The sequence below is a fragment of the Pseudomonas sp. YQ_6 genome (assembly GCF_043103245.1).
GTDB classification, from domain to species: domain Bacteria; phylum Pseudomonadota; class Gammaproteobacteria; order Pseudomonadales; family Pseudomonadaceae; genus Aquipseudomonas; species Aquipseudomonas alloputida.
On sequence record NZ_JBICJR010000065.1, the window covers coordinates 1 to 23,424 of the forward strand.

Genomic DNA, 23,424 nt, shown 5'->3' on the forward strand with positions numbered 1-23,424 from the left:
GGTGGCGGCAACTGCTACATCAAGGAAATCCTCGGCGACAACCCGCACAAGCGCCCGCGCCTTGCCTATGTGAACCTGGTGCTGGTGATCGCCGTGATGACCGCGCTGGTGCTGGGGCTGATGCACGCGGCCATCCTGTTCATGATCGGTTTCGTCGCCGCACTGATGATCAACTACCCGAAGCTGGACCTGCAGAAAGAGCGCATCCTCGCCCATTCGGGCAACGCCATGACGGTGGTGCTGCTGGTGTTCGCCGCGGGCATCTTTGCCGGTATTTTTTCGGGTACCAAGATGGTCGATGCATTGGCCCAGACGCTGGTGGACTGGATTCCGGAAGCGTGGAGCCACTGGTTCCCGCTGGTGGTGGCGCTGACCAGCATGCCGCTGACCTTCGTGCTGTCCAACGACGCGTACTACTTTGGCGTTGTGCCGATTCTGGCCAATGCCGCGGCCGCGTACGGCATCGACCCGGTGGAAATCGCCCGCGCCTCGGTGCTGGGGCAGCCTGTGCACCTGATGAGCCCGCTGGTGGCTTCCACCTTGTTGCTGGTGGGCATGGTCGACAGGGATATCGGTGATTTCCAGAAAGCCACCTTCAAGTGGGCCGTGCTCACTTCTCTGGTGATCACTGCGCTGGCACTGCTGACGGGCGCCTTGTCCTTCATGGTTTGAAGCACTCAGGGCGCCGCTTGCGGGTACGGTGATATCCCGCTTCTGGAATTATCGTGCTGTTTCGAGCAGCCGATTTTGTCATTTTACGATCCCTCTCCAAGCCCCATTGAGCTGCATAAATCAAAGGTTTCAGGGTGCGTCGGGATTTCCCACAAAAAGCACTGATGGCACGTTGACTCTCCCCTTAGGGGGAGACTTTAGACTCCCGGCCCCCGATAGATCTGGCCTGAAACAGCTTTTTGGGCCCGATGACTTTATTCATTCAATGCGGCTTTTGTAGGGAAACAATCAATGAATAATCCGTTGGAATTGGACAGCGTTATCAGCAGTACACAGGAGATTCTTGCGCAGTTGCTGGTGTTGGATAGGGGCGACGTGACAGAGCACAGCAGTATCGTTGACGACCTCAGCGCCGACTCGCTGGACATCGTCGACCTGAGCTTCCAGCTGGGCCGTCAGTACGGTTGCACCTTGCCGAAAACCAGCGTGCTGGATCACGCGGTAGCGGTGTTCGGCGACGCCACCCGGTTTGTCGAAAATGGCCGAATCACGCAGGACGGCGTGGCCTTGCTGGAGCAGAGCCTCAGCGCTTATGCGCCGGGCCAGTTGCACGTGGGCATGCAGCCGGGCGATGTCTTCTCGGCCACCACCGTGCGTAACTGGGCGCAGCAATGCCATAACGTTTTCAACTACCTCCCCGAGACCTGCCCTGAGTGTGGCGCGGTTCATGCCCAACTCAATGAACGCCAGCAAGTGGTGTGTGGCGGTTGCAGTGCTCGCCTGACCCCTCTGGACGGTGACTCGATCTCGCGTCTGTTGGTTGAGCAGTACGCGGCCGCCCAGTTGAAGGCTTCGGCGTAGAGGGTGCCTTGATGCAGGCCCGAGAGGTTCTGGTCACCGGCTATGGACTGGTGGCTCCCACGGCACTGGATGCGGCCTCGCTGTTCACGACGATCAGCGAAAACCGTTCCTGCATTGGCCAGCACCCGGCGTTTGTCGAACTGGGGTTTGCGAACCCGGCGGCCGGATTTATCGATGAGCAACAATGGCAGGTCATCGCGGCGGCCTTTCCGGGCGACCTGCAGACCACCTCCCGCCAGGAATGGCTGGCGCATTACGTGGCCCGTCAGGCGCTGGCCCATGCCGGGTTGGCCGACGGCGCATTTGCCCGAGTCGCCAGCGGTATTTTCGTCGGGGCCAACAAATATTGCGTGAGCGGTGATTTGCGGGACGCCAGCCGTTACATGGACGATCAGGGGCGGGTCGATCTCGACCAGTTCCTGGATAACCACACCCTCAGCGGTGGGGCGTTTGCCCGGCGGGTTGATCAGCAAACCCGCCATCTCGCCGAATGGCTGGGTGTCCGTGACCATATCTCCACACATTCCGATGCCTGTGCCGCCGGCACCATGGCCATCGGCAGCGCCTATCGAGCGATCGCCCGTGGCGAGATCGACCTGGCATTGTGTGGCGCGGTGGAGTTGATGGCCCATGAATTGTCCTACTACAGCTTTGATGGGCTGGGCGCACTCTGCCAGCGCGTGGACTTTTCCCCACAAGAACAGAGCCGGCCGTTCATGCCGGACCGCTGCGGCTTTGTGCTGAGTGAAGGGGCGGCGCTGTTGGTGCTGGAATCCCGCGAGCATGCCGAGCGTCGTCAGGCCTGTTCGCTGGGCCGGGTGCTGGGTTACGCGAATCTGTGCGAGGCAGAGAAAATCACCTCCAGCAGCCGCGACGGCAGCAAGTATGCCGCCTGCATGACGGCGGCCCTGGCCGATGCCGAACTGACCAGTGCGGCTGTGGACCATGTGAATGTTCACGGTACGTCGACACAGGCCAATGACCGTTGCGAGGCCCTGGGCCTGGCGCAGGTCTTCGGCGAAACCCTGGAGCAGATGACGTTCACCGCCAACAAATCTGCCGTAGGGCATTCGTTGGCCGGCAGTGGTGCCATTGAGGCGGTGCTGTCGTTGATGAGCATTCAGTTGGGCGTGGCCTTGCCGACCCTCAACTTTCAGCCGGAAAAATCCGAATTTCCGGAGTTGAAATTCCTTTGCGAACCGTTGCAGCAACCGATCAATGTCGTGCTCTCCAATTCCTTCGGGTTTGGTGGCGTGAACAGTTCGTTGGTGCTGGGCAGGGCATGACATGACCAGATCCAATTCAACCGCTGTTTATATCACTGCGGCGTCGGTACTCAACGCCGCCGGTACTGAATGTACGCCTCGTGACAGTCAACCTCAGGCCGCACAACCGCTGGATTTCGACCCGGCACGTCTGGCCCATTGTGTTGCAGCGCCCGCCTTGCCGGCGGGTGTGTACGACCGCAGACTGTCCCGTAGCCTTGAGCCTCAGGGCGCGCGCCTGCTGTATTGCGCCGGCCGTCTCGCCGAGACCTTGCGTGGGCTGGAACTGCCCGACGAGCGGATCGCATTGACCGCTGCCATTCCGGAAGTGGATGGCCCCAGCTCGTGCTGGGATGCAGTGCAGGCCATTGGCGCACAACCGGCAGATCTGTTGGCGCAATTCTTTGCCCACACACCGCCACTGCATGCGCTGATGATGCTCAATAGCAGCGTCATGGCCCACGCGGCTGAGGCCTTGCGTTGCAAGGGGCCCATGGGCGGTTTTTGCTCCCAGGGCAATGCGGGGCTGGATGCTTTGATGGAGGCCGCTGCCCATCTGAGCGAAGGCCGTGCCGATGCTGCCGTCGTCGTCAGCAGCAGTCCGAACATCACCCCGGCGTTGTACCTGCGTGACGCTACTCACCCACCTGTGAACCCCGGCCCGTGGGTTTTCGGCGAAGGTGCTGCGGCACTGTTGCTGACGACCAACCCAGGCAGCGGTGCTCGATCTGCGTTGCGTATTGCCGGGTTTGCCCGTGGTTACAGCGCGCAACCCGAGCGTGGACTGGCGGTTGGTCGCGACGTCATTGAGCGCGCTTTGAGCAACGAAAAACTGTGCCTCAGCGATGTCGGGCAAGTCGTCGCCGATGCACAGGATCCGCAGATTGCCGCGTTGTTTACCCTATCGGGGCACACCCTCGAACACTCCAAGGCGTTGCTAGGTGACTTGGGCGCCAGCGCCTTGCTCAGTGAAATCGCTGTGACCTGGGCACTGGATTGCAGCCGTTACACGCTGTTGCTCGAACACAGCCGAGGCGGACATTGGGGCGCGGTGCTGCTGGCCAGAACGTCGTCGGACACAGAGACAATGGAGAGTTACCCATGAGCCCCACACGGATCGTGATCACGGGCATGGGCGCCGTCACCGGCTTCGGTTTCGAGTGGCAGTCCATGTGGCAAAGAATGTTGGCCGGCGAGCATTGCATTCGGCCATGGCAACCGGAAGGCGTCGAGGCGGGTGCGTTCCCCGTGCGTTACGCAGCGCCCGTGGATATGGGCTTGATGCCGGCACACTTGAAAGACCATCCGGCCTGGGGATTGTCGCTGGAAAAACGCACCCGCTTTGGTTGGGTCGCGGCCACCCAAGCCATTGCTGATAGTGGTCTGAGCCCCGAACAGTTGCGTGGCGCGGCGGTATTGGCAGCGTCCGGCGCACCTGCTCATCGTTTGCAGGACATGCTGCTCAGCCTGGCGGATAACCCGGCACAGGCGCCGTCCTGGGCTCAATTGATGGCGCGACAGGCGCAGGTCGATCCTGACAGTTCACTGTGTCAGAGCAACGACCGCCTTGCGCGGGTGATTGCCGATGGCATCGGCAGTGAAGGCCCGGTGATCAACGTCAGCAGCGCCTGCGCGGGAGCGTCCCAGGCCATCGGCAATGCATTCCAGATGATCCGTCGCGGCGAGGTCGAGCTGGCCATTGCCGGGGGCGCCGATTCGGTGCTGAGCCTGGACACCATGACCGCGCTGTATCTGCTCGGCGCCGCCAGCAGCGAACAGCGTTGGGGCACCGAACTGTGTCGGCCGTTCGACCGCCATCGCAGTGGCTTGATTGCGGGTGAAGGCGGCGGTTTCGTAGTGCTCGAAACCCTTGAACGGGCGCTCGCCCGAGGGGCAACGCCGTACGCCGAAGTGCTGGGTTTCGGCAGCAGCCTGGATGCCTACAAAATCACCGCACCCGACCCGCAGGGCCGGGGCGCGGTGCTGGCGATGCAGGCGGCCCTGACGGATGCCGGGCTGGCGCCGCAACAGGTCGATCTGATCAATGCCCATGGTACGTCGACACCCCTCAACGATGCCGCCGAAACCCTGGCGATCAAGACCCTGTTCGCCGAGCGCGAACATTATCGGCGGTTGCTGGTGACGGCCAACAAATCCCAGTTCGGCCACCTGATTGCGGCCGCCGGAGCACCGGAGTTCATGCTCACGGCCCTGGCCTGCCGGGATGATCGGGTCACGCCGACCCTGAACCTGCAGGATGCCGACGAACAATGCGACCTCGACTACTGCGCCCACCAAGCGGTCAAGCGCAAGGTCGACGTTGCCCTGAGCAACTCCTTCGGTTTCGGCGGCCTCAACACTTCACTGGCGCTGGGCAAGTACCGGGAGGCGCCGCGATGAAACAGGCGGTCGCGATTGCCGGTGCGGGTTGCGTGTTGCCCAGCGGCTGGGGTGTCGAGTCTTTCTGGGCGGCCGCAACCGAAGGGCGCAGTGCTATTACGGCGCTGAACGCCCGACGGTTCAGCAGCCAACGCGTGGTGGCGTTCGGGCAAATTCAGGATCAGGACCACCAACGCAGCCGACAAGACCTTGCGCAAAACCTTCAGCGTTACTGCACGCCGGCAGTGATCTGGGGTGTCAGCGCGGTACGTCAGGCGTTGGAAGAAGCCGGCCTGGCCGATGAGCAGCCGGATGTCCGTTTCGGTTTGTATTGCTGTCAGGGCGGCTACACCCATCCGTCTCTGGAATCCTATGCCGAGTTGTTGCACGGCTGTCGGCAGGACGGCGTCGCCGACATGGCGGCGTTCGCCAAACGGATCCTGCAAGACCGTGCCCAGGACCCTTTTCTGGTGCTCAAAGGCTTGAGCAACTGCTTGCTGGGTGTCACCAGCCTGGCGCTGAAACTGGTGGGTGAGTGCAACGCCTATATGCAAGGTGTCGCCGGCAACCTGGCAGCCTTGCGTGAGGCTACGGCCGCTTTGCAGGCTGGCCGGATTGACGCGGCAATCGTTGTCGGTGCGGGCAGCGAGCTGGATGCCCTGGCGCTGTCCGGGTTGGTCCAGGCGGGTGTCATCAGCGCCAACGGCTCGAACACGCTGCTGCCGTTTGACCTTCGGGGCACCGGCGGCATTGCCGGGGAGGGCGCGGCAGCGTTGGTGCTGCGCCGGCGCGAAGACCTGCCGGCCGGTCCTCAGGCGTGCCTCGCCGACATGACGGCCCATGCCACCCTCGGTCGCTTGAGCCTGCCCGACAGCCCAACCGATGTGTTGGTGTGCAGCGGCACCGGCGATGCGCACAAAGACCGCGTGTTGTGCCAGACGCTGGCCCTTGCGCGCGCCTCGCACATCACCAGCGGGTTGGCGATCAACGGCATTCTCAGCGCGGCGCCGAGCCTGGTGGATCTGATGCTTGCGCGTTGCGCATTGCAGGCCCAAAGCGTGCCGCCGATTGCCGGTTTGCAGCAACCAGTGGCGAACCTGCCGTTCATTCAGGGCGCGCCCCACGCCGCGAGCCTTGCGCATTGCCTGGTGCTGAACCGCGACGACAACGGATTCAGCGCCGCCTATCAAGTGCTCTACAGCGCAAAGGCCACTCAGGACTGCCGCTGACTACCGCCTCTTTTTTACTTTCAAGGGATATGACTGTCATGGATTATCGCGATTTCGTTCGGCCCAAATTCGTCGGCCTGCTCCAGGCACTGGGCCTGGAGTGTGAATTTCAGCGCGCCCTCGGTAGCCAGTTGTTCTACCGCAACCCCAAGGGCGACATGGTCACGGTCACCGACTTTCTCGGCGGTTACGGTGCGGCACTGTTCGGCCACAACGACCCACAGTTTGTCGATCAGCTATGTGCGCTGCTGCGCAGCGACGTGCCGTTCAACGCACAAATGTCGATCCGCGGTGCGGCCGGGCAATTGGGGCGAGCGCTCAGTGACGCCTTCAATCGCGAACTGAAGAACACCGAACGTTATATTTCGACTTTCTCCAACAGTGGCGCGGAGGCGGTGGAAATTGCCGTCAAGCACGCGGAGTTCCGTCGCCAGAAGAGCCTGCAGAAGCAGTTCGACGACATCGATTTCACCCTGGCCAGCCTGACCGCCAGCGAACACGCTTACCGCGAGCTGGATGTGGCCGACCTCGACCTGCCTGCAGGTGTCCTGCCAGCCACCCTGAACAGCGTGACCTTGCGTCAGGTGGTTGAAGCCGTTCGCCAACACAACCTGGCGCAGTTGCACATCGAACCGGTATTCGTCGCCCTGCGCGGCAGCTTCCACGGCAAATTGGTCAATACCGTGCAACTGACCTATGGCCGTCAGTACCGCGCGCCGTTTGCCCGTTTTGGTCTGAACGTCGAGTTCATCGACCCACAGCAGCCCCATCAGTTGCAGGAATTGCCGGCCCGGCACACGCACCACTGGTTGAGCCTGCAATGGGACGGCGAACACCTGAACGTACTGCAACTGCCGTTCAGTGCGATTACCGCCGTGTTGATGGAGCCGATTCAGGGCGAAGGCGGTATCAACGAGTTCGCGGCGGAGTTCTATCTGGGGCTGCGCAAGCTGTGTAACGAGCAACAATGCCCGCTGGTAGTCGATGAAGTTCAGTCGGGTTTTGGGCGCGCCGGGACGTTTCTTGCCAGCAGCCAGTTCAACCTGCAAGGCGACTATTACTGCCTGTCCAAGGCCCTCGGCGGCGGCTTGATGAAAATCGCCGCGACGGTGATCCGCAGCAGCCACTACGAAGGCGAGTTCAGCTACATCCACAGCTCGACCTTCGCCGAGGACGACCCGTCCTGCCATATCGCGCTGTCGGCATTGCGCCGGTTGTTCGCCAATGACGACGCGATGCTCAAAGACATACGCACCAAGGGCGCCTACCTCAAAGCCTCGCTCAATGAACTGAAGATGGCCTATCCGGATGTGATCGCCGATGTGCGCGGGCGTGGCTTGCTGGTGGGTCTGGAATTGCACGACTTGAGTGTCAGCAGCTCGCTGGTACAGGCGTCGGCCCAGTACAACGATGCCTTGGGTTACTTGATCGCCGGTTACCTGTTGCAATTCGAAGCGTTGCGGGTAGCACCGTCGGGCAGCAACTCCAACGTGATTCGCCTGGAGCCGCCAGCCTGTATCACCCTGGGCGAAATCGACGGGCTGATCGCTGCCCTGCAACGGGTCTGCGACATGCTGCGCCGTGGCGATGCGTTGCCGTTGGCGGCGGGTATCTGCGCGGACTCGATGCCCACCGTGCCAGCCCGTCAGGACGATTTTCGGGTGACCGAGCCCGTTGAAAACATCGATGCCAAGGTCGAAATCGTCGCTCGGGTAGCGTTCATCAACCACCTGATCGATGCCGATATCCTCGGTGACGTCGATCCCTCGCTGGCAGCCCTGAGCCCGGAACAAAAACGCACGTTCATCAATCGCACCAAGCCTGAACGCCGCGCTGTGCCAGTCGGCCCGGTGATCATTCGGTCGCGCCTCGGCATGGCGGTGGAGTTCACGTTATACCCGCTGTGCATGGACTCGGATGCCATGGCCGAGTACATCCGCAGCGGTGACCTGGACAGCATTCGCGAAGAAGTCGGCAGGCGTGTCACCGATGCCCGCGCCGATGGCTGCAGCATCGCCGGCCTCGGGATGTACACCTCGATCGTCACCAACAATTGTCAGGCGCTGAAGATTGCCGACATGGCGCTGACGTCCGGCAACGCCCTGACCATCGGCATGGGGCTCGAAGCCATCGAGCAAGGCTGTGTACAGCAAGGTCTGGCACTGCGCGAGCAAACCGCTGCCGTTGTCGGTGCCGCCGGTAACGTTGCGTCGACCTATGCCTCGGTGCTGTCCGCCACCGTCGATCACCTGATTCTGATTGGCAGCGGTCGTGACGGCTCGGTTCGGCGCCTGGAGAAAACCGCGCAACAGATTTACGCCGACGCGGCCCGTTCGATCCTCAAAGGCACGGCCGAACACGACCGGTTGGCGCAGCGACTGCTGAGTCTTGATGGTTTTTGTGGCTTGTTGCACTCACATGGCCAAAAAGCCGACCTCGGTTTGCACATCGCCCGCCTGGTGGATGAGCGCCTTGGCGCGAACGCCTTCATCACGGTCACCAACGATCTCGACGCCATCAAGGGCGCACGGATTGTCCTGTGCGCTGCCAATGCGCCTCAGCCGTTCCTCGGTGCCGAACATTTCGCCGAGCGCAGCGTGATTTGCGATATCGCCGTGCCGCTGAACGTCCATCAAGACCTGCCGAGCCAACGCGAAGACGTGCTCTACATGCACGGCGGCATCGTCCAGACGCCGTTCGACGACGGCCTGGCGCCCAACGTGCGGGCCTATCTGAAAAAAGGTCAGCTGTATGCGTGCATGGCCGAGTCGGTGTTGATGGGCTTGTCTGGCATGAGCCAGCACGGCTCCTACGGCGATATCAGCCGTGAGCAAGTGCAGCAGGTCCGCGCACTGGCCGCGACCCACGGCTTCACCCTCGCGCAATTCAAAACTCAAAATTCACTGTAAGGAGCGGTCATGACTCAGAAAATAGCTGTCGTGACCGGCGGCAGTCGCGGCATTGGCAAGGCCATCGTGCTGGCCCTGGCCGGCGCGGGTTATCAGGTTGCCTTCAGTTATGTCCGTGACGAGGCGTCAGCCGCTGCCTTGCAGGCGCAGGTCGAAGGGCTCGGCCGGGAGTGCCTGGCCGTGCAGTGTGATGTCAAGGAAGCGCCGAGCATTCAGGCGTTTTTTGAACGGGTCGAGCAACGTTTCGAGCGTATCGACTTGTTGGTCAACAACGCCGGTATTACCCGTGACGGTTTGCTCGCCACGCAATCGTTGAGCGACATCACCGAGGTCATCCAGACCAACCTGGTCGGCACGTTGTTGTGCTGTCAGCAGGTGCTGCCCTGCATGATGCGCCAACGCAGCGGGTGCATCGTCAACCTCAGTTCGGTGGCCGCGCAAAAGCCCGGCAAGGGCCAGAGCAACTACGCCGCCGCCAAAGGCGGTGTAGAAGCATTGACACGCGCACTGGCGGTGGAGTTGGCGCCGCGTAACATCCGGGTCAACGCGGTGGCGCCCGGCATCGTCAGCACCGACATGAGCCAAGCCCTGGTCGGCGCCCATGAGCAGGAAATCCAGTCGCGGCTGTTGATCAAACGGTTCGCCCGGCCTGAAGAAATTGCCGACGCGGTGCTGTATCTGGCCGAGCGCGGCCTGTACGTCACGGGCGAAGTCTTGTCCGTCAACGGCGGATTGAAAATGCTATGAGCCAGGCACGCACGATTGTGATTACCGGCGCGGCCAATGGTATTGGCCGCGCCGTCGCGGAAAATTTCGCAGCCCAGGCCGAGCACCTTTTGATCTTGCTTGATCGGGATCTGGCAACCTTGCAGAGGTGGGTCACCGAGGGCGAATTTGCCGCTCGCATCGAAACCCATCAAGCGAACATCGCCGATCTCGCCAGCCTGCAACTTCTGTTCAAGGGCCTGGCCGACCGGCTCGGCTTTGTCGATGTGCTGGTCAACAGCGCCGGGGTCTGCGACGAGAACGAACCCGAAGACCTCGACAACTGGCACAAGGTCATTTCGATCAACCTCAACGGCACCTTTTACGTCACCTCGTTGTGCCTGCCACTGATGGCGGAGGGTGGGCGGATCATCAACATGTCGTCGATCCTCGGCCGGGCGGGCAAGGTCCGCAACACCGCTTACTGCGCCTCCAAGCACGGCATCATCGGCATGACCAAAGCCTTGGCGCTGGACCTGGCGCCACGGCGAATCACCGTCAATGCCATCCTGCCCGCCTGGATCGACACACCGATGCTGCAAGGTGAATTGGCGGCTCAAGCGCGCATCGCCGGGATCACCCACGAGCAAATCCTGCGCAATGCCAAGAAGAAGTTGCCCCTGCGGCGCTTCATTCAGGGCGACGAAGTGGCGGCCATGGTTCGTTATCTGGCGAGCCCGCAGGCGAGTGGTGTCACGGCGCAAAGCCTGATGATCGACGGCGGTGCCGGGTTGGGAATGTAGCCATGGCTCGACTGGGATTGAACCGCGGCCTTTTGGCCGCGCTGGTCAGCCTCGGCTCGCCAGTGGCGATCGCCGAGTGGTTGCCGGAGCATCATGAAGCGGAGATCGGCGTTGCCACGGCCGTGCGTCTGCACGGTGACGACCAGGTCACGCAAAAGGCCGTGTACCTCAAGTTCAGCCTGGAGGATGCCTGGGACAGCGGCTACTACAAGGCCAAGGGCCGAGCCCGTTACGACTTCCGTTATGACGGCAACAACCCATACAGCGCGCAAGCCCGGGACGATTACCGGGCGACTGCCGATTGGCGGCACCTGTACTGGGGGCTCTACGCCGGTGACGGCGAGCTGACGGTGGGCTGGCAGCAGGTGGTGTGGGGGCGTGCAGATGAATTACGGGTGCTCGATCAGATCAACCCGCTGGATTATCGCGAGGGTGTGATCGGTCTGTTGGAAGACAGCCGCATCGCCGTGCCGATGATTCGCCTGGTGCAGCCGGTCGCCGAGTGGGAGCTGGAAGCGCTGGTGATCACTGATTTTGTGAAAAACCAGGCGCCGGCCGTCGGCAGCGAGTTCGATGCACCGATCTTTGCCACACCCGATCCGCAGATGTTTGTGGTCGATTCGCGGCCCGGTTATGACGGTCACAGTGGCTTCGGTTACGGCGCCAGTGCCAACGGCCGGGTCGGCACGGTGGATGTCAGCTTCGTTGCCCTCAACGCCCGCCAACAGGACCCGGTTTACGCCGTCGAAGGCCAGACCGAAGAGGGCCTGATTCGCCTCGAACGGCAATTCCCGCGCTATTCCATGGGCGGCGCCGGTGTGGCCATCGATGCCGGCCACAGCATCGTGGTACGCAGTGAAGTCGCCTACTTCGACAATTGGCGCGTCACCAATCCTTACCGCGCTTACGGCAGCGACCAGACGGCGATGACCAAGTCGCTGCTGGGCGTCGATTACCTATTGCGGGACTGGCTGATCTCGACGCAGTGGCAACATCAGCGGCTGCTCGACTGGCAGCCCGGCATGGTCCAGGGCAAGCGCGACGACCTGTTCACCGTGTCTGCCGAAGGCTCGCAGTTCCAGGATCGCCTCAAGACCCGTCTGGTTTTTGGCATGTCGCCGCCAGCGCAGGACGACAGTTTCGTTCAGGGGATCTTCACCTACAAACCGGTGGACTGGCTCAAGTTGGGGCTCGAAGTCGATGTGTTCTTCGGCAAGCCCGACCGCCAGTTCGGTGCGTACGACAACCGCGACCAGGTGCGCTTGTCCGCCGGTTATCTGTTCTGACCACACCGGTGCGGTGTGCGAACCACTCAAACAATGAAAAGGAAATCGCCATGTTGCCCATCTTCAAGACCCTGACTGTAAGCGCACTGCTGCTGAGCGCCGCTGCCGCCATGGCAGCTGAAACACGCACGGCCGACGACATCATTCGCCAGGCCCGGGACCGCGATGACGGCAAGAGCTTCATGTCCCAGGTGTCCCTGATCCTGATCGACAAGCAAGGTAACAGGCGCATCCGCGAGTTCAGCTACCTGCAAAAGGATTACCCGGACAGCGACAAATTCACCATGTATTTCTCCGCGCCGAGTGATGTGCGTGACGTCGCGTTCCACATCGAAAACCCGCGCGAGGTCCTGGGCCTCGAAGACAGCCAATGGATGTATTTGCCGGTCAGCCGACAGACCCGAAGGATTTCCACCACCGACAAACGCGGGGCGTTCATGGGGAGCGACTACTCCTATGCCGACCTCGACAAGATTCGCGCCGAAGACTATCGCCAAACGCTGGTTGGCGAAGAGCAGTTGCAGGGCCGCGATTGCTACGTGATCGAGCGTGAGCCGGCGACGCCTGCCGTGTTGGCCAAGACCGGCTACAACAAGCTCAAGGTCTGGGTTGACAAGAAGAACTCACTGGTGCTGCGCCAGGACTTCTTCGATGTAAAAGGTGTGATGTTCAAGCAGATGCGCACCCTGAAGACTGAAACCATCGACCAGATCGACAGCATTACCTTCAGCGAAACCGAGGACTTCATCGCCGGTACACGCTCTCAGCTGCGCTTCAACCAGTTGCAGTACAACGTCGCGCTGGACGACCGCCTGTTCACGCAGACCGCGATCAAGCGCGGGCTGAAAGCCGGCGACTTGCCGGAATACGCCGTGTCTGCCCGCTAAGCGCCGCTACCGATTCATCTGGAACCCTCATTCATGGAAAGATACCTGAACTTCGTCGAGCGCTATGCGCGGGCAATTGTGTTCGTGCTGGTGGCGATCACCGCCTACTTCACCTACACCCTCGGCACGCTGATGTCGGACACTAATCCGTATCTGCTCAAGGACACTCACCCGGCGCGCAAGACGATCATTGATTTGCAGCGCGAGTTCACCGGCACGTATGACTCGGTCATGGTGGCGCTGAACAACCCCGAGAGTGTCTTCAACACCACGTCGCTGAACGCCCAGTTCGAACTGTCCCAGGCCATACGCCAGTTGATGCTGGCGAACGATGAGGACCGTGTCGAACTGCAGCGCATCGTCGGCCTGCACAGTGGCGACCCTGATGCTCAGGCTTTGCTGGTGCAGATCCTCGCCGAGGGTTTTTCGCAGAACGATTACGCTGCCGCCAAAGCGCTGCGCGACCTCGGGATTGCCCGGCACTGGGACAGCCATGACCTGCAGTTCCTGAGCTTTCTTGCCGAGCGGCTCAACCCGATCCAGGAAATGGCCTCGATGGCTGACCTGGAGAACATCAGCTTGAGTGCCGATGGCGAGTTGTGGATCCACAAGACCCTGCACGCCCTGGATATGGACCCGATCAAGGTCGAAGCGCAGATCATGGGCAACGAGCAGATGGTCGGTGGCGTCGTCTCGGCGGACAAGAAAGTCGCCATGGTCGTCGCCGAACTGGGCACCAAACAGGACGATGCTCAGGCCCAGTTGCGTGCCTATCACCAGGTCCGCGAGATCATCGCGAAGTACCAGGCCGCCCACCCGGAGTTCACCGACGAGGTGTTCATCGCCGGCATGCCGATCTTCATTGCGGCCCAGCAGGAAATCATCGATCACGACCTGGCGATGCTGTTCCCGATCGTGTTCCTGCTGGTGACCTCTCTGCTGGTTTTCTTCTTTCGCAAACCACTGGGCGTGGTGCTGCCGCTGTTCAATATCCTGTTCTGCACCATCTGGACCCTTGGCCTGATGGCGCTGCTGCGTGTGCCGATGGACTTGCTCACCAGTGTCTTGCCGGTGTTCCTGTTCACCATCTGTTGTGCCGACGCGATCCACGTCATGGCCGAGTATTACGAACAGCTCAATTCGGGTAAGTCTTTCCGCGAAGCCAACCGTGAAACCCAGCGCCTGATGGTCACGCCCGTAGTGTTGACAACGGTCACGACTATTGCGACGTTCCTGATTTCCACCACCAACAACATTGTCAGCATCCGCAACTTTGGCGTATTCATGTCGATCGGCCTGACGGCGGCGCTGATCATCTCGTTGCTACTGATTCCGGCGTGGATTTCGATCTGGGGCAAAGATGCCGTCCCGCGCAAAGTGCAACTCAAAGCGTCGCTGATCTCCCACTATCTGGTGGTGTTCTGTGCCTGGCTGATTCGCTGGCGCAAGCCGGTATTGCTGGTGACCCTGCCGTTGTTGGCGATGATGACGGTGTTCACGTTCAAGGTCGATATCGAAGACTCTGGCATTGCCTACTTCAAGAAGGACAGCCCGGTGCGGATGTCCGACGAGTTCATCAACCGGGCCGGAGTCGCGGGTACATCGCCGGGCTGGATCGCTTTCGACACCAAGACTCCGCGTGGCGCGCTGACCACTGAAACCGTGCAGTTCCTCGAACGTCTGGACCAGTTCATCAAGGCCCAGCCGAACGTGAGTTACACCTATTCGGTGGCGACCTACATCAAGCGCATGAACCTCGTGCTAAACGACATGAACCCTGCTTTCCTGCGGGTGCCGCAGGCGGTGGAGCAGGTGACGGTGGTCGATGATGACGGCAAACCGGAGACCTTCGATGTCGATGGCAACTCACTCATCGAACAACACATCATGATGTTCGAGAACGGTGGCGGTACTGACTTGCAGAACGTGCTCAATGCCGATTACTCGAAGGCGGTGACGCTGTTCACCATGACCTCCTCTGTGGCGGGCGATTATCAGGCGATGCTCGATAAACTGGACGCCTGGCTGGTCATCAACAAACCGGCCAACCTGCAAGTCACCCATGCCGGTACGCCGTACATATGGACCGGGGTGTTGCAGGAAATCACCCAGGGTCAGGTGCTGAGCTTCTCGCTGGCGTTGCTGGCCGTGACCTTGATGATGATGTTCTGGCTCAAGTCAGTACGCCTGGGCATCCTCGGCATGCTGACGTTGTTGACCACGTCGGTGACGGTGTACGGCAGCATGTACCTGTTGGATATCGAGTTGAACATCGGTACCACACTGGTGACGTTCCTGGTGGTGGGCGTAGTGGATTACGCCGTTCACCTGCTGTCACGGATCAAGATGCTGGTGCAGAAGGGCATCGAGATCGACGAGGCCATCCTGGCGGCCATGCAGGGCGTCGGGCGCTCGACGGTGGTCAACGTCGTGATCTTTTCGATGGGCTTTGTCGCGCTGCTGTTCTCCGCCTACAAACCTGTCATTGACCTGGGGGTATTGGTGATACTGGCGCTGTCATCCAGCGGCTTCATGACCATTTTGTTGGTCACGCTGATTTCGCCGTGGTTCTTTGCCTCGATTGTGCCGCAGCCAGCAGTGCAAGAGGGCGAGCAGCCGGGGGATGGGGCTGTGCCAGGCTAAATCGACGGGGCGCCTGCGTGCTGAAAACGGCACGGGGCGCCATGGCCGTTCAGGGGCGGCGGAGCGGATTCAGCGGGCCTTTTCCAGGTGTTCGAACTGGCATTGCATCTGAGCATCCTTGAGGCTCAGCTCAAACTCAACCAAGCCGTCATGCACTTGCTGCAATGCCTGGATCTGCCCCATCAATTCCTGCTTTTTGTTATCGATGGCCTGCATGGCCAGATCCCAGGGCAGCTCCTGGCCGCGATGATCCTGCAGAATGGCCTGCATTTCCTTGAGCTTGAAACCGAGTTGCTGAGCGCATTTGATGAAGGTCAGCAGCTCTACGCTTTGCTGGCTGTAGATGCGGTACTTGCCTTCGCGTTGCGGTGGGGGCAACAGGCCGATTTCTTCGTAATGGCGGATGCTTTTGACGGTGGTGCCCGACAGCTGGGCGGCTTTGCCGATGTACATGAAAATCCCTTTTTTGACGCATCAGAAGCGAAAAAATGTCGCGTGCTCGTACAGGCGCGCGACATTTTTGCACAAGCGTCAGGGGGGGGGAAGCCAAGTTGGACAAGGCGTCACAGCAGGGAGGCTCGGCTGGACAGTGCAGGGGCACGGCCCGACCGGGGCCGATCAGCGGCTGGCGACTGCCTGGACTTGTTTGAGCCAGGCTTCACGCTGTTCCGGCCTGGAGCCCAATACCGGACCGAAGGTCAGGGTTTTCAGGGGTTTTATGCCGCAGAACTCCAGGGTGGTCTTGCGCATTTGGTGCAGGCCTGGCATGCGATACACCCACCGGTAGTACCACGGCGGCGTGTCCATGGTCACCAAAAGGTGAGCCGTGCGGCCCTTGAGCAGCTTATCCGGGAAGGGCGAGCCCTTGCGGTACTTGAAGGCAAAACCGGGCAGAAACACGCGGTCGAAGAACCCCTTGAGCAACGCCGGAATGCCGCCCCACCAGATCGGGTATACCAATGTCAGGTGTTCGGCCCAGGTAATGTCGTTCTGTGCGTTGATCAAATCGGGCTCAAGCAACTGGATCTGGTTATAGCCATCGTGCAAGACCGGATCGAAATCCAGGGTGTCCAGGCGCAGCAGGCGCACCTCATGGCCTGCTTGCGTGGCAGCCTCGACATAACGTTCGGACACAGCGCCGCAAAAGCTGTCGTTCGAAGGGTGGCCGAGGATTACGAGCATGCGTTTGCGCTTCATGACAAACTCCAGGTAATGAAGTACCAAGGGTAAAGTCTGCCCCTTACGGTAGAGTCAAGCCTTGCCGGTTAGCGGTAGAGACAAACAGTCCAGCAGCGCTCGGGTGTAGCCCGGCAAACCGTTGAATGAAGGGGCGCAGAAACGCAATGTGCGTTTTTCCGGCAGCTACGAGTGGATTACAGTGGAAGCACCGAGGGGGCGGTGTCGAACGTGCAATCCCTCACCCAGTCGCGCAGCTTATGCTTTGGGCTCGTCCCAGTCGCTACGCGTCGCAGCAGTCAGCGTATCCCAGTCATCAGGAGGGTTGCCGCGGCCCAGCATCTTCTCGAATACGGCGTAGGGATCGGATTTGCTGCCTGCGGACCGTAGAGTATTTTCGTCGTTCACCCATGCGTAGACGATGACCTTGGACCTTGAGTCGTAGCGAAAGAACAGCCGAAAGCGCCTACCGATTTTCGCCCGCCGCCAATGTCGGTAGGCGGTGCCCAGCGTGTTGCCTTGGCGGAACTCGTCACGGCCCGGGTCGGCAGGCACAGCCTCCATGATCAGATGGCTCAATGCCCGAAACAGCTTGACGTTGGCGTTGCTTTCAAAACCTTGCGGGTCGTTCTGCTCGGCCCGGGCGGCGGCTTCTTGCAATTTGCGTAGCTGTAAAGTCACACCTTCATGGAACAACAGTGTCCAGCCATGTCGCAGCATCAGATCGCGACCTCACCGTCGATATCTTCGTCCAGATTTACAGCGTGGCCCGCATTGGCGAGCATGGTTTGCGCCAGGTCTTCCGGCAGGGTGGTGAGGTTGCGCCCGCTTCGGATATCAGCCTCCAGCAAACCCAGGAATGCACCGATGGCAGGGTCCTCATGGATGGATTCTACGCGGCTGACCACGACTTCCCCGGCGCGTACGTCGAATGCGATCTTGCCACCCGTGTCGAGGCCTAAAAGCTGGCGAACGGACTTGGGCACTGTGACCTGCCCCTTCGAGGTCAACGTGGCGATTTCGTGGATGGCAGGCATGAGCGTTCTCCCAGATGTATTGATTGAATGGTAAGGAATAATCCTTACACGGTCAATCTTGGTTTTCTGCTGATCAAGCATAGGCGGGGAGGACGCTCAGTAGCGCCGCAGGATGAGTTACACCACCTCTCGGGACACGATCCTCTAAAGACTCTCAGGGTCCCCGAAGAACATCTGTATCCGCGACCGCAGCCACCGCTCCGCCGGGTCATTGTCCTGTGCCCCGCGCCAGGCCATGTGCAGTTCGAAACTGCGCACGGGTATCGGCAGGTCCTCGGCCCGCAAGCCGCCGGCGGCCGTCAGTGCATCCGCCGTGTAGTCCGGTACCGTCGCCACGATATCGGTGCCTGCCAGCAAGCTCCCCAGCCCGTTGAACTGCGGCACAGCCAGCACCACGTGGCGCTTGCGGCCGATTTCTTCCAGGGCTTCGTCGATGAACCCGGACAAGTCCCCGGCAAACGACACCAGCGCATGGGGCCGGGCGCAGAAGTCATCCAGGGTGATGCTGCCGGGTACGCTGTCGGCGCGCAGCAGTTTCGGCATGCTGCGGCGCAACACCTTGCGCTTGGCGTTGGCCGGCAGTTCGCTGGTGTAGCTGACCCCCACCGAAATCTCGCCCGAGGCCAGCAGGGTTGGCATCAGCAAGTAGTTGACCCGTCGCACCACCAGCACGATACCGGGCGCCTCGGCGCGAATGCGCTTGAGCAGTTGCGGCAGCAAGGCGAACTCGGCGTCGTCCGACAGGCCGATGCGGAACACCGCATTGCTGGTGGCCGGGTCGAATTCGGCGGCGCGGCTGACTGCAGTGGAAATCGAATCCAGTGCCGGTGACAGCAGGGCGAAGATCTCGTGGGCCCGTGCCGACGGCTCCATGCTGCGCCCCGTGCGCACGAACAGCGGGTCATCGAACAGGTTGCGCAGGCGCGAGAGCGCCGCGCTGATGGCCGGTTGGCCGAGAAACAGTTTTTCTGCGGCACGGGTCACGCTGCGCTCGTGCATCAGCGTTTCGAACACGATCAGCAGGTTGAGGTCTACACGACGCAGGTCGTTTCGATTCATCGGTGCGCTTCGCCTAATGTGGGGCAGAGGTGAATCTTAAGGCCAAAGGCTGTTACCCTGCACGGGTTTAGGGGGACCAATCGCAGGGAAAGTCAGGTGCCCAATCGATGACAAGCATGTCGACTATTAATGCCCACTGATGGTCTAACGGGCAAAGCCCGGATAGAGTCAGTGGTAATTAGAGGTTCACAAAGGCGAGGTATGCGATGTCCCGCATGATCCGTTTCCACAAGTTCGGCGCTGCCGACGTGCTCCGTTGCGAAGAGCAGGCCGAACCGTCACCCGCTGCCGACGAGGTGCAGATCCGCGTCGAAGCGGTTGGCGTCAGCTGGTATGACGTGCTTTGGCGCCAGAATCTGGCACCGTCCCAGGCGCGTCTGCCAGCGGGGATCGGTCACGAAATGGCCGGGGTGGTGACTGCGGTCGGGGAAGGGGTCGATGACATTGCCGTCGGAGACCGGGTTGCCAGCTTCCCGGCTACCAGTGCCAACGACCACCCGGTGTACGGCGATGTCATCGTACTGCCCCGTACAGCCATCACGCGCTACCCGAATGTGCTCACCCCGATCGAGGCCAGCGTGCACTACACCCCGCTGCTGATCGCCTATTTCGCCTACGTCGACCTGGCACGGGCCAAGGCCGGGCAGACAGCACTGGTCACCGATGCCAGCCATTGCGCCGGGCCTGCCTTCGTGCAGCTGGGCAGGGCCCTGGGGCTGAAAGTGTTCGCCGCCACAAAGGAAGCGGCGCAGCGTGACTACCTGCTGGGCTTGGGCGCAGACAAAGTGATCGTCACCGAAGAGCAAGACCTGCTGCTGCAGATTGGCAAGTACACCGATGGCCGTGGTGTGGACATGGTGCTCGACGGCATGGGCGGCCCGCAGATGTCGCTGTTGGGTGATGTGCTGGCGCCGCGTGGCAGCCTGGTGCTGTACGGTCTGCAAGGCGGCAACCAGACGCCATTCCCGGCTTGCGCGGCATTCCAGAAGAACATTCAGTTCTATGTGCACTGCATCGGTAACTTCACCGGCAAGCCAGAGCTTGGCATCAGCCAGGATCAGGTGGCACTGCAGCGTGCGTTGCGCGATATCAACCAGTTCACGGCCGACCAGCTGCTGACACCGCAGATCATCAAGGTGTACCCGTTCGAGCAGGTGGTCGAGGCGCATCGCTACATGGACCAATGCCCGTGCGGCGGGCGCGTCGTGCTGGACATGGCGCATCACTGACGGTGGATGGCGCAAGCGGCGAACCCGGGCAAGGTCCCGGGTTTTTTGTGCGCGGGATAAAGTGATTCAACACTTAAAGTAGGACTGTTCCTACAATAAATCACGATATGGACTACATATAAGTCCGTATCTTTCGGGAAGTCAGAAATATCCCGGCAAATAATCAGCCTTGAACGCTTTCGCCTTGCGAGTCACTGTGAACTGACACGTATGCTGAATGGTTTTTTTACCCTGAACTGTATCTTCAATTCGCGCTGCCTCCCTCTCGATAATGGCCCAATGATAGTTTGTGCAAGGAACGTGGGATGAGCATGGCTATGCCTGATATAGAGCAGCATGTGACAGCGACAGGCCATCGCAGGGGCGGTTTTTTCTCGATGGCTTGGCGACAGTGAAGGGTTACGTCATTACTTTCATTTTGTTGTAAGAAATTTCTTCTAGGTAAGTTGGCGCATGTTCACGTGCAAATGTTAGGTGCCGCATGCGCTGGCTGCATGAAGTTGATGAGGTGATTGCGTGACTGCTATTCACGACCAGGCGATGCATTATATCTACCAGCAAGTACTCGAGCGCTTGTTGAATCACATGTCCCAGGCGCAGCGCGCTTCCTTGCAGTTGCTGATACAACGCCTGTTGGTCGCTGCAGGCGGGCCCGAGTACATCGGTACTTTCAGCTTGCAGGTATTGCAAGGGAGCGACCGCCATAGCAGCCGGCTGCTGGCCATGTTGCGTGCCGCGCAACTAAGCATTGCGCTGCGTTCGCCGGTAACCTTCCAGCTGCGGGTATTGGTAGTCAGCCTGCCGGTTGCCGATAGCGCCACGCTGGAAGCTCACGAGCGCAGTTTTAGCGCGTTGTTCATGCAGGATGACCCGCGGGTGCAATTGCAGATGATTGAGGGGCGCGCAGTGGTGCCGTTCAGTCGTCGGCTCTCGGTAATGCCTGAGCGCTGGCTGCTGGCGAGGGACGCGATGTTGATGTTCGGCCACATGATCGATGCCAGGCCGGAAGCCCTGCTGGGCTGCCGCCTGCACCTGGAACTGGCGGGGGCCGTGGTTCAGGCCCTGCAGGCAGCGGTGCCTCCCGATGCGTTGGTCACCGCCATGCCCGGGCTCCAGCGGCGCCGATACCTGGCGTGGGCCCGGCGTAGCCTGCGCCTGGCCGGCGTGCGTGGCTCGCATGCAGTGCACCAGTGCCTGGCGGCGCTGGCCCAAGGGCTGAGCCGATTGCACGGTGCTGCTGGGGGCGCGCCGGGTGGGCAGCACGAGCCGGTTCCAGGCGCCGTACCGGAGCGCGCGCCGGTGCGGCTGATTGCTATTGATGACCTGTTGCCGCACTTGCTTGAAGAGCAGCAGCTTGACGCGATGCTGGGTTGTCACTTCGAGACGCCTGCGGATGCTTTGCCGCTGTCCGAATTCGTCGACTCGCTAGCCACGGCACAGCTGCATGAACTGCGCGCCCGCAGTCTGGAGCCGCTGGCCGGGCGCCCTGCACTGAGGCTGGCAGGGCAGGCGGGTGGCCGCAAGCAGTGTGACGCCGCGCCGTTGCTATTTGGCAAAGCTTATGGCATCAACCAGGCCCAACTGGTGTGCCTGCTGTTCAGCCCGTTTGCCAGGCAGGGGAAAAACCTCGAGCGGTTCTTGCAGTGTCGGCACGCCGACATGGTGGTGGCGTTGCCGTACCTGCACAGGGCCTTGCAAGGCAAACCCTGCCCCGATGCAGTCAAAGCCTGGCTGGTGAATACCAGTGGCTTGCCGTTGGGGCAACTGCGGCAAATTTATGATGGGCAGTTGCCGTTGGCGGGATGGCGCCTGCTTAACAACCTGGCCCGCCGCGATGCACACCTGAGGCTGCTGCCACAGCTGGCGTTGGGGCGGCGGCGTGGTGTTGCGGGGCTGCCTTGATGGGGCGAGCGGCCCCAGGCGAGTTCGCGTATCGCAAGGTGTATCGCTACCTGGAAGCGTTGATCGATCAAGCTGCAGGCGTTGGCACATGCCGGTTGCCGTCATTGCGTGAGCTGTCCCGGCGGCTGCGGGTGTCGTTGGCCACGGTACAAAGTGCCTACAGCCTGCTGGAAGAGGAGGGCCGTGTACACTGCCTGCCGAGGTCGGGCTATTACGTACAGAACGGTGGCAAAGATCAGGCCGTGGCCGTGGCCCGGCAGCCTCCCTTGCCGACGCAGCCACTGTTGGAGCGCATGCTGCTTGGCCACGAACGGCGTTTGGCCCGTCAGCGTGACCGCAGCGTTGCGTCCTGGGAAGCGCTGGGTAGCGCCCGTTTGCGCAATGCCGTGGCTGAGCGATACACCCGCTGCTCCAACCAGTACTGGCATGCCGATGACGTCCATCTGGCCCCCGATGTGCTCGCGTTGCTGGAGACGCTGCTTGCGGCGCTGGCCATGCAAGGTGGTACCGCATTGGTGCATTCGCCCTGTTGCTGGCAAGTGTTGCGCGCCCTGGCGCGTGCCGGCATGCGCGTGCTGGAAACACCACTGGATGCCCGTGGCAACCCAGAGCTGCACGCATTGGCCAAGCTGCTGGGAAGCGAGCCGGTAAGCCTGCTGGTCATGCCGTCATGCCTGGGCATGCCACAAGGGCGGCTAGCTTCACCGCATTACCAGCAGCAGCTTGGACTTTTGCTTGACCAACACCCTGTATGGCTGCTGGAAAACGACCTGGACAGCGAGCTCTGTTATGACGGGCCGCCGAGCACACGACTGCGTGACTGGATCGACCCGCGCTGGCTTTTGGTGATGGGCACGTTCGAGGCCGCAGTGGGGGCAGAGGCGCCGTATGCCTATTTACTGAGCCGTGACGCTGTGTTGGCCAAGGCATTCGCTGAACGGGCGTTTCGGCTTGCGCCGCTACGTTTGCAGGCGCTTGCTCACATGCTCGGCAAGGGGGAAATCGAAACGCAGCTGTTACAGCTACGCACAGACTTGCAAAGGCGTACGCAACACCTGGCGGATGTACTGCAATCGCAATTCGGCCAACGGGTGGTTTTCGACATGCCGCAAGGTGGGCAAATGCTGTGGGTGAGCTTTTGCCAGCCGCTGGCGTGGGACGGTATTGCCGCAGCGTTGGCAGGCTCTGCATTGCACGCACTACCGGGCGAGCAGTTCGGCCTGCCGGGGCATTACCCTCAACACCTTGCGCTGATCTGGCTGGGGGGGCGCCCGGATGAACTGCAACTGGCGGTAAGGCGACTGGCGCAGGCGCTGGAGGCGCGCTGCGGGCGAAACACCCGCTTCTCAAGTTGAGATCAAGACGCTTGCAGGTGCCGCCAA

20 protein-coding genes are annotated in these 23,424 nt (G+C 61.1%); 15 read left to right on the forward strand and 5 right to left on the reverse strand.

Translation table 11 applies throughout. The annotated features are described in order from the left end of the window. The 12 genes from ACF8FG_RS21815 to ACF8FG_RS21870 all read left to right on the forward strand — a co-directional run. Positions 1–672, forward strand: a 672-nt coding sequence (locus ACF8FG_RS21815; protein ID WP_392519205.1) for a citrate:proton symporter, incomplete at its 5' end; no start/stop codon positions are given. A 291-nt stretch (positions 673–963) separates the two neighbouring features. Then, entirely contained in the window at positions 964–1,533 is a 570-nt protein-coding gene (locus ACF8FG_RS21820) for an acyl carrier protein (protein ID WP_014591316.1), read from the forward strand. An 11-nt stretch (positions 1,534–1,544) separates the two neighbouring features. Continuing rightward, entirely contained in the window at positions 1,545–2,819 is a 1,275-nt protein-coding gene (locus ACF8FG_RS21825) for a beta-ketoacyl-[acyl-carrier-protein] synthase family protein (protein WP_014591315.1), read from the forward strand. 169 nt (positions 2,820–2,988) lie between these two features. Continuing rightward, positions 2,989–3,903, forward strand: coding sequence for a beta-ketoacyl synthase (locus ACF8FG_RS21830; protein WP_014591314.1), 915 nt, complete (start codon positions 2,989–2,991; stop codon positions 3,901–3,903). Next, positions 3,900–5,198: a beta-ketoacyl-[acyl-carrier-protein] synthase family protein gene (locus ACF8FG_RS21835; protein WP_014591313.1), complete on the forward strand. Its 1,299-nt coding sequence runs from the start codon at positions 3,900–3,902 to the stop codon at positions 5,196–5,198. The genes ACF8FG_RS21830 and ACF8FG_RS21835 overlap by 4 nt, the downstream gene beginning before the upstream one ends. Next, on the forward strand, positions 5,195–6,406 hold the full coding sequence (locus ACF8FG_RS21840; RefSeq protein ID WP_019437183.1) for a beta-ketoacyl synthase N-terminal-like domain-containing protein: 1,212 nt from the start codon (positions 5,195–5,197) through the stop codon (positions 6,404–6,406). The genes ACF8FG_RS21835 and ACF8FG_RS21840 overlap by 4 nt, the downstream gene beginning before the upstream one ends. Positions 6,407–6,444: 38 nt before the next feature. Then, positions 6,445–9,315 (forward strand): aminotransferase class III-fold pyridoxal phosphate-dependent enzyme, encoded by a 2,871-nt coding sequence (locus tag ACF8FG_RS21845; protein ID WP_318081864.1) that lies wholly within the window; start codon positions 6,445–6,447, stop codon positions 9,313–9,315. Positions 9,316–9,324: 9 nt separating this feature from the next. Beyond that, positions 9,325–10,062 (forward strand): 3-oxoacyl-ACP reductase family protein, encoded by a 738-nt coding sequence (locus ACF8FG_RS21850; RefSeq protein WP_019437181.1) that lies wholly within the window; start codon positions 9,325–9,327, stop codon positions 10,060–10,062. Continuing rightward, positions 10,059–10,823, forward strand: a complete 765-nt coding sequence (locus tag ACF8FG_RS21855) for an SDR family NAD(P)-dependent oxidoreductase (RefSeq protein ID WP_014591309.1) — start codon at positions 10,059–10,061, stop codon at positions 10,821–10,823. The genes ACF8FG_RS21850 and ACF8FG_RS21855 overlap by 4 nt, the downstream gene beginning before the upstream one ends. Before the next feature lie 2 nt (positions 10,824–10,825). Continuing rightward, positions 10,826–12,109 (forward strand): hypothetical protein, encoded by a 1,284-nt coding sequence (locus ACF8FG_RS21860; protein ID WP_392519208.1) that lies wholly within the window; start codon positions 10,826–10,828, stop codon positions 12,107–12,109. Between the two features lie 50 nt (positions 12,110–12,159). After that, positions 12,160–12,996 carry an outer membrane lipoprotein-sorting protein gene (locus ACF8FG_RS21865; RefSeq protein WP_014591307.1) on the forward strand — a complete coding sequence of 279 codons (837 nt, stop codon included), beginning with the start codon at positions 12,160–12,162 and terminating at the stop codon, positions 12,994–12,996. A gap of 33 nt (positions 12,997–13,029) precedes the next feature. Next, the gene (locus tag ACF8FG_RS21870) at positions 13,030–15,639 is read left to right on the forward strand and encodes an RND family transporter (RefSeq protein WP_019437178.1); all 2,610 of its coding nucleotides are present in this window, start codon (positions 13,030–13,032) and stop codon (positions 15,637–15,639) included. Between the two features lie 69 nt (positions 15,640–15,708). On the opposite strand, the gene ACF8FG_RS21875 is transcribed toward ACF8FG_RS21870, so the two are convergent. The 5 genes from ACF8FG_RS21875 to ACF8FG_RS21895 all read right to left on the reverse strand — a co-directional run bounded on the left by ACF8FG_RS21875 (position 15,709) and on the right by ACF8FG_RS21895 (position 18,911). Continuing rightward, complete coding sequence (locus tag ACF8FG_RS21875; protein WP_003253954.1) at positions 15,709–16,092, reverse strand: MerR family transcriptional regulator; 384 nt, start codon at positions 16,090–16,092, stop codon at positions 15,709–15,711. Between the two features lie 165 nt (positions 16,093–16,257). Continuing rightward, positions 16,258–16,836 carry an NAD(P)H-dependent oxidoreductase gene (locus ACF8FG_RS21880; protein WP_014591305.1) on the reverse strand — a complete coding sequence of 193 codons (579 nt, stop codon included), beginning with the start codon at positions 16,834–16,836 and terminating at the stop codon, positions 16,258–16,260. Positions 16,837–17,073: 237 nt separating this feature from the next. After that, positions 17,074–17,535, reverse strand: coding sequence for a type II toxin-antitoxin system YhaV family toxin (locus tag ACF8FG_RS21885; protein WP_014591304.1), 462 nt, complete (start codon positions 17,533–17,535; stop codon positions 17,074–17,076). Further along, positions 17,535–17,852 (reverse strand): type II toxin-antitoxin system PrlF family antitoxin, encoded by a 318-nt coding sequence (locus tag ACF8FG_RS21890; RefSeq protein ID WP_014591303.1) that lies wholly within the window; start codon positions 17,850–17,852, stop codon positions 17,535–17,537. The genes ACF8FG_RS21885 and ACF8FG_RS21890 overlap by 1 nt, the downstream gene beginning before the upstream one ends. 144 nt (positions 17,853–17,996) lie before the next feature. Beyond that, positions 17,997–18,911, reverse strand: a complete 915-nt coding sequence (locus ACF8FG_RS21895; protein ID WP_014591302.1) for a LysR family transcriptional regulator — start codon at positions 18,909–18,911, stop codon at positions 17,997–17,999. Positions 18,912–19,117: 206 nt separating this feature from the next. On the opposite strand from ACF8FG_RS21895, the gene ACF8FG_RS21900 reads away from it, so the two are divergent. From ACF8FG_RS21900 to ACF8FG_RS21910, 3 genes are all read left to right on the forward strand, one after another. Further along, positions 19,118–20,140, forward strand: coding sequence for a zinc-dependent alcohol dehydrogenase family protein (locus tag ACF8FG_RS21900; protein WP_014591301.1), 1,023 nt, complete (start codon positions 19,118–19,120; stop codon positions 20,138–20,140). A gap of 516 nt (positions 20,141–20,656) precedes the next feature. Beyond that, positions 20,657–22,042 (forward strand): hypothetical protein, encoded by a 1,386-nt coding sequence (locus ACF8FG_RS21905; RefSeq protein WP_019437176.1) that lies wholly within the window; start codon positions 20,657–20,659, stop codon positions 22,040–22,042. Next, entirely contained in the window at positions 22,042–23,397 is a 1,356-nt protein-coding gene (locus tag ACF8FG_RS21910; protein ID WP_081384696.1) for a GntR family transcriptional regulator, read from the forward strand. The genes ACF8FG_RS21905 and ACF8FG_RS21910 overlap by 1 nt, the downstream gene beginning before the upstream one ends. The last annotated feature ends 27 nt before the right edge of the window (positions 23,398–23,424 follow it).

Bases quoted from the DNA above. Each gene is read 5' to 3' on its own strand.
- ACF8FG_RS21890 (WP_014591303.1), bottom strand. From the start codon at position 17,852: ATGCCTGCCATCCACGAAATCGCCACGTTGACCTCGAAGGGGCAGGTC.
- ACF8FG_RS21865 (WP_014591307.1), top strand. From the start codon at position 12,160: ATGTTGCCCATCTTCAAGACCCTGACTGTAAGCGCACTGCTGCTGAGC.
- ACF8FG_RS21870 (WP_019437178.1), top strand. From the start codon at position 13,030: ATGGAAAGATACCTGAACTTCGTCGAGCGCTATGCGCGGGCAATTGTG.
- ACF8FG_RS21860 (WP_392519208.1), top strand. From the start codon at position 10,826: ATGGCTCGACTGGGATTGAACCGCGGCCTTTTGGCCGCGCTGGTCAGC.
- ACF8FG_RS21820 (WP_014591316.1), top strand. From the start codon at position 964: ATGAATAATCCGTTGGAATTGGACAGCGTTATCAGCAGTACACAGGAG.
- ACF8FG_RS21840 (WP_019437183.1), top strand. From the start codon at position 5,195: ATGAAACAGGCGGTCGCGATTGCCGGTGCGGGTTGCGTGTTGCCCAGC.
- ACF8FG_RS21850 (WP_019437181.1), top strand. From the start codon at position 9,325: ATGACTCAGAAAATAGCTGTCGTGACCGGCGGCAGTCGCGGCATTGGC.
- ACF8FG_RS21825 (WP_014591315.1), top strand. From the start codon at position 1,545: ATGCAGGCCCGAGAGGTTCTGGTCACCGGCTATGGACTGGTGGCTCCC.
- ACF8FG_RS21900 (WP_014591301.1), top strand. From the start codon at position 19,118: ATGTCCCGCATGATCCGTTTCCACAAGTTCGGCGCTGCCGACGTGCTC.
- ACF8FG_RS21880 (WP_014591305.1), bottom strand. From the start codon at position 16,836: ATGAAGCGCAAACGCATGCTCGTAATCCTCGGCCACCCTTCGAACGAC.
- ACF8FG_RS21835 (WP_014591313.1), top strand. From the start codon at position 3,900: ATGAGCCCCACACGGATCGTGATCACGGGCATGGGCGCCGTCACCGGC.
- ACF8FG_RS21910 (WP_081384696.1), top strand. From the start codon at position 22,042: ATGGGGCGAGCGGCCCCAGGCGAGTTCGCGTATCGCAAGGTGTATCGC.
- ACF8FG_RS21895 (WP_014591302.1), bottom strand. From the start codon at position 18,911: ATGAATCGAAACGACCTGCGTCGTGTAGACCTCAACCTGCTGATCGTG.
- ACF8FG_RS21845 (WP_318081864.1), top strand. From the start codon at position 6,445: ATGGATTATCGCGATTTCGTTCGGCCCAAATTCGTCGGCCTGCTCCAG.
- ACF8FG_RS21885 (WP_014591304.1), bottom strand. From the start codon at position 17,535: ATGCTGCGACATGGCTGGACACTGTTGTTCCATGAAGGTGTGACTTTA.
- ACF8FG_RS21855 (WP_014591309.1), top strand. From the start codon at position 10,059: ATGAGCCAGGCACGCACGATTGTGATTACCGGCGCGGCCAATGGTATT.
- ACF8FG_RS21875 (WP_003253954.1), bottom strand. From the start codon at position 16,092: ATGTACATCGGCAAAGCCGCCCAGCTGTCGGGCACCACCGTCAAAAGC.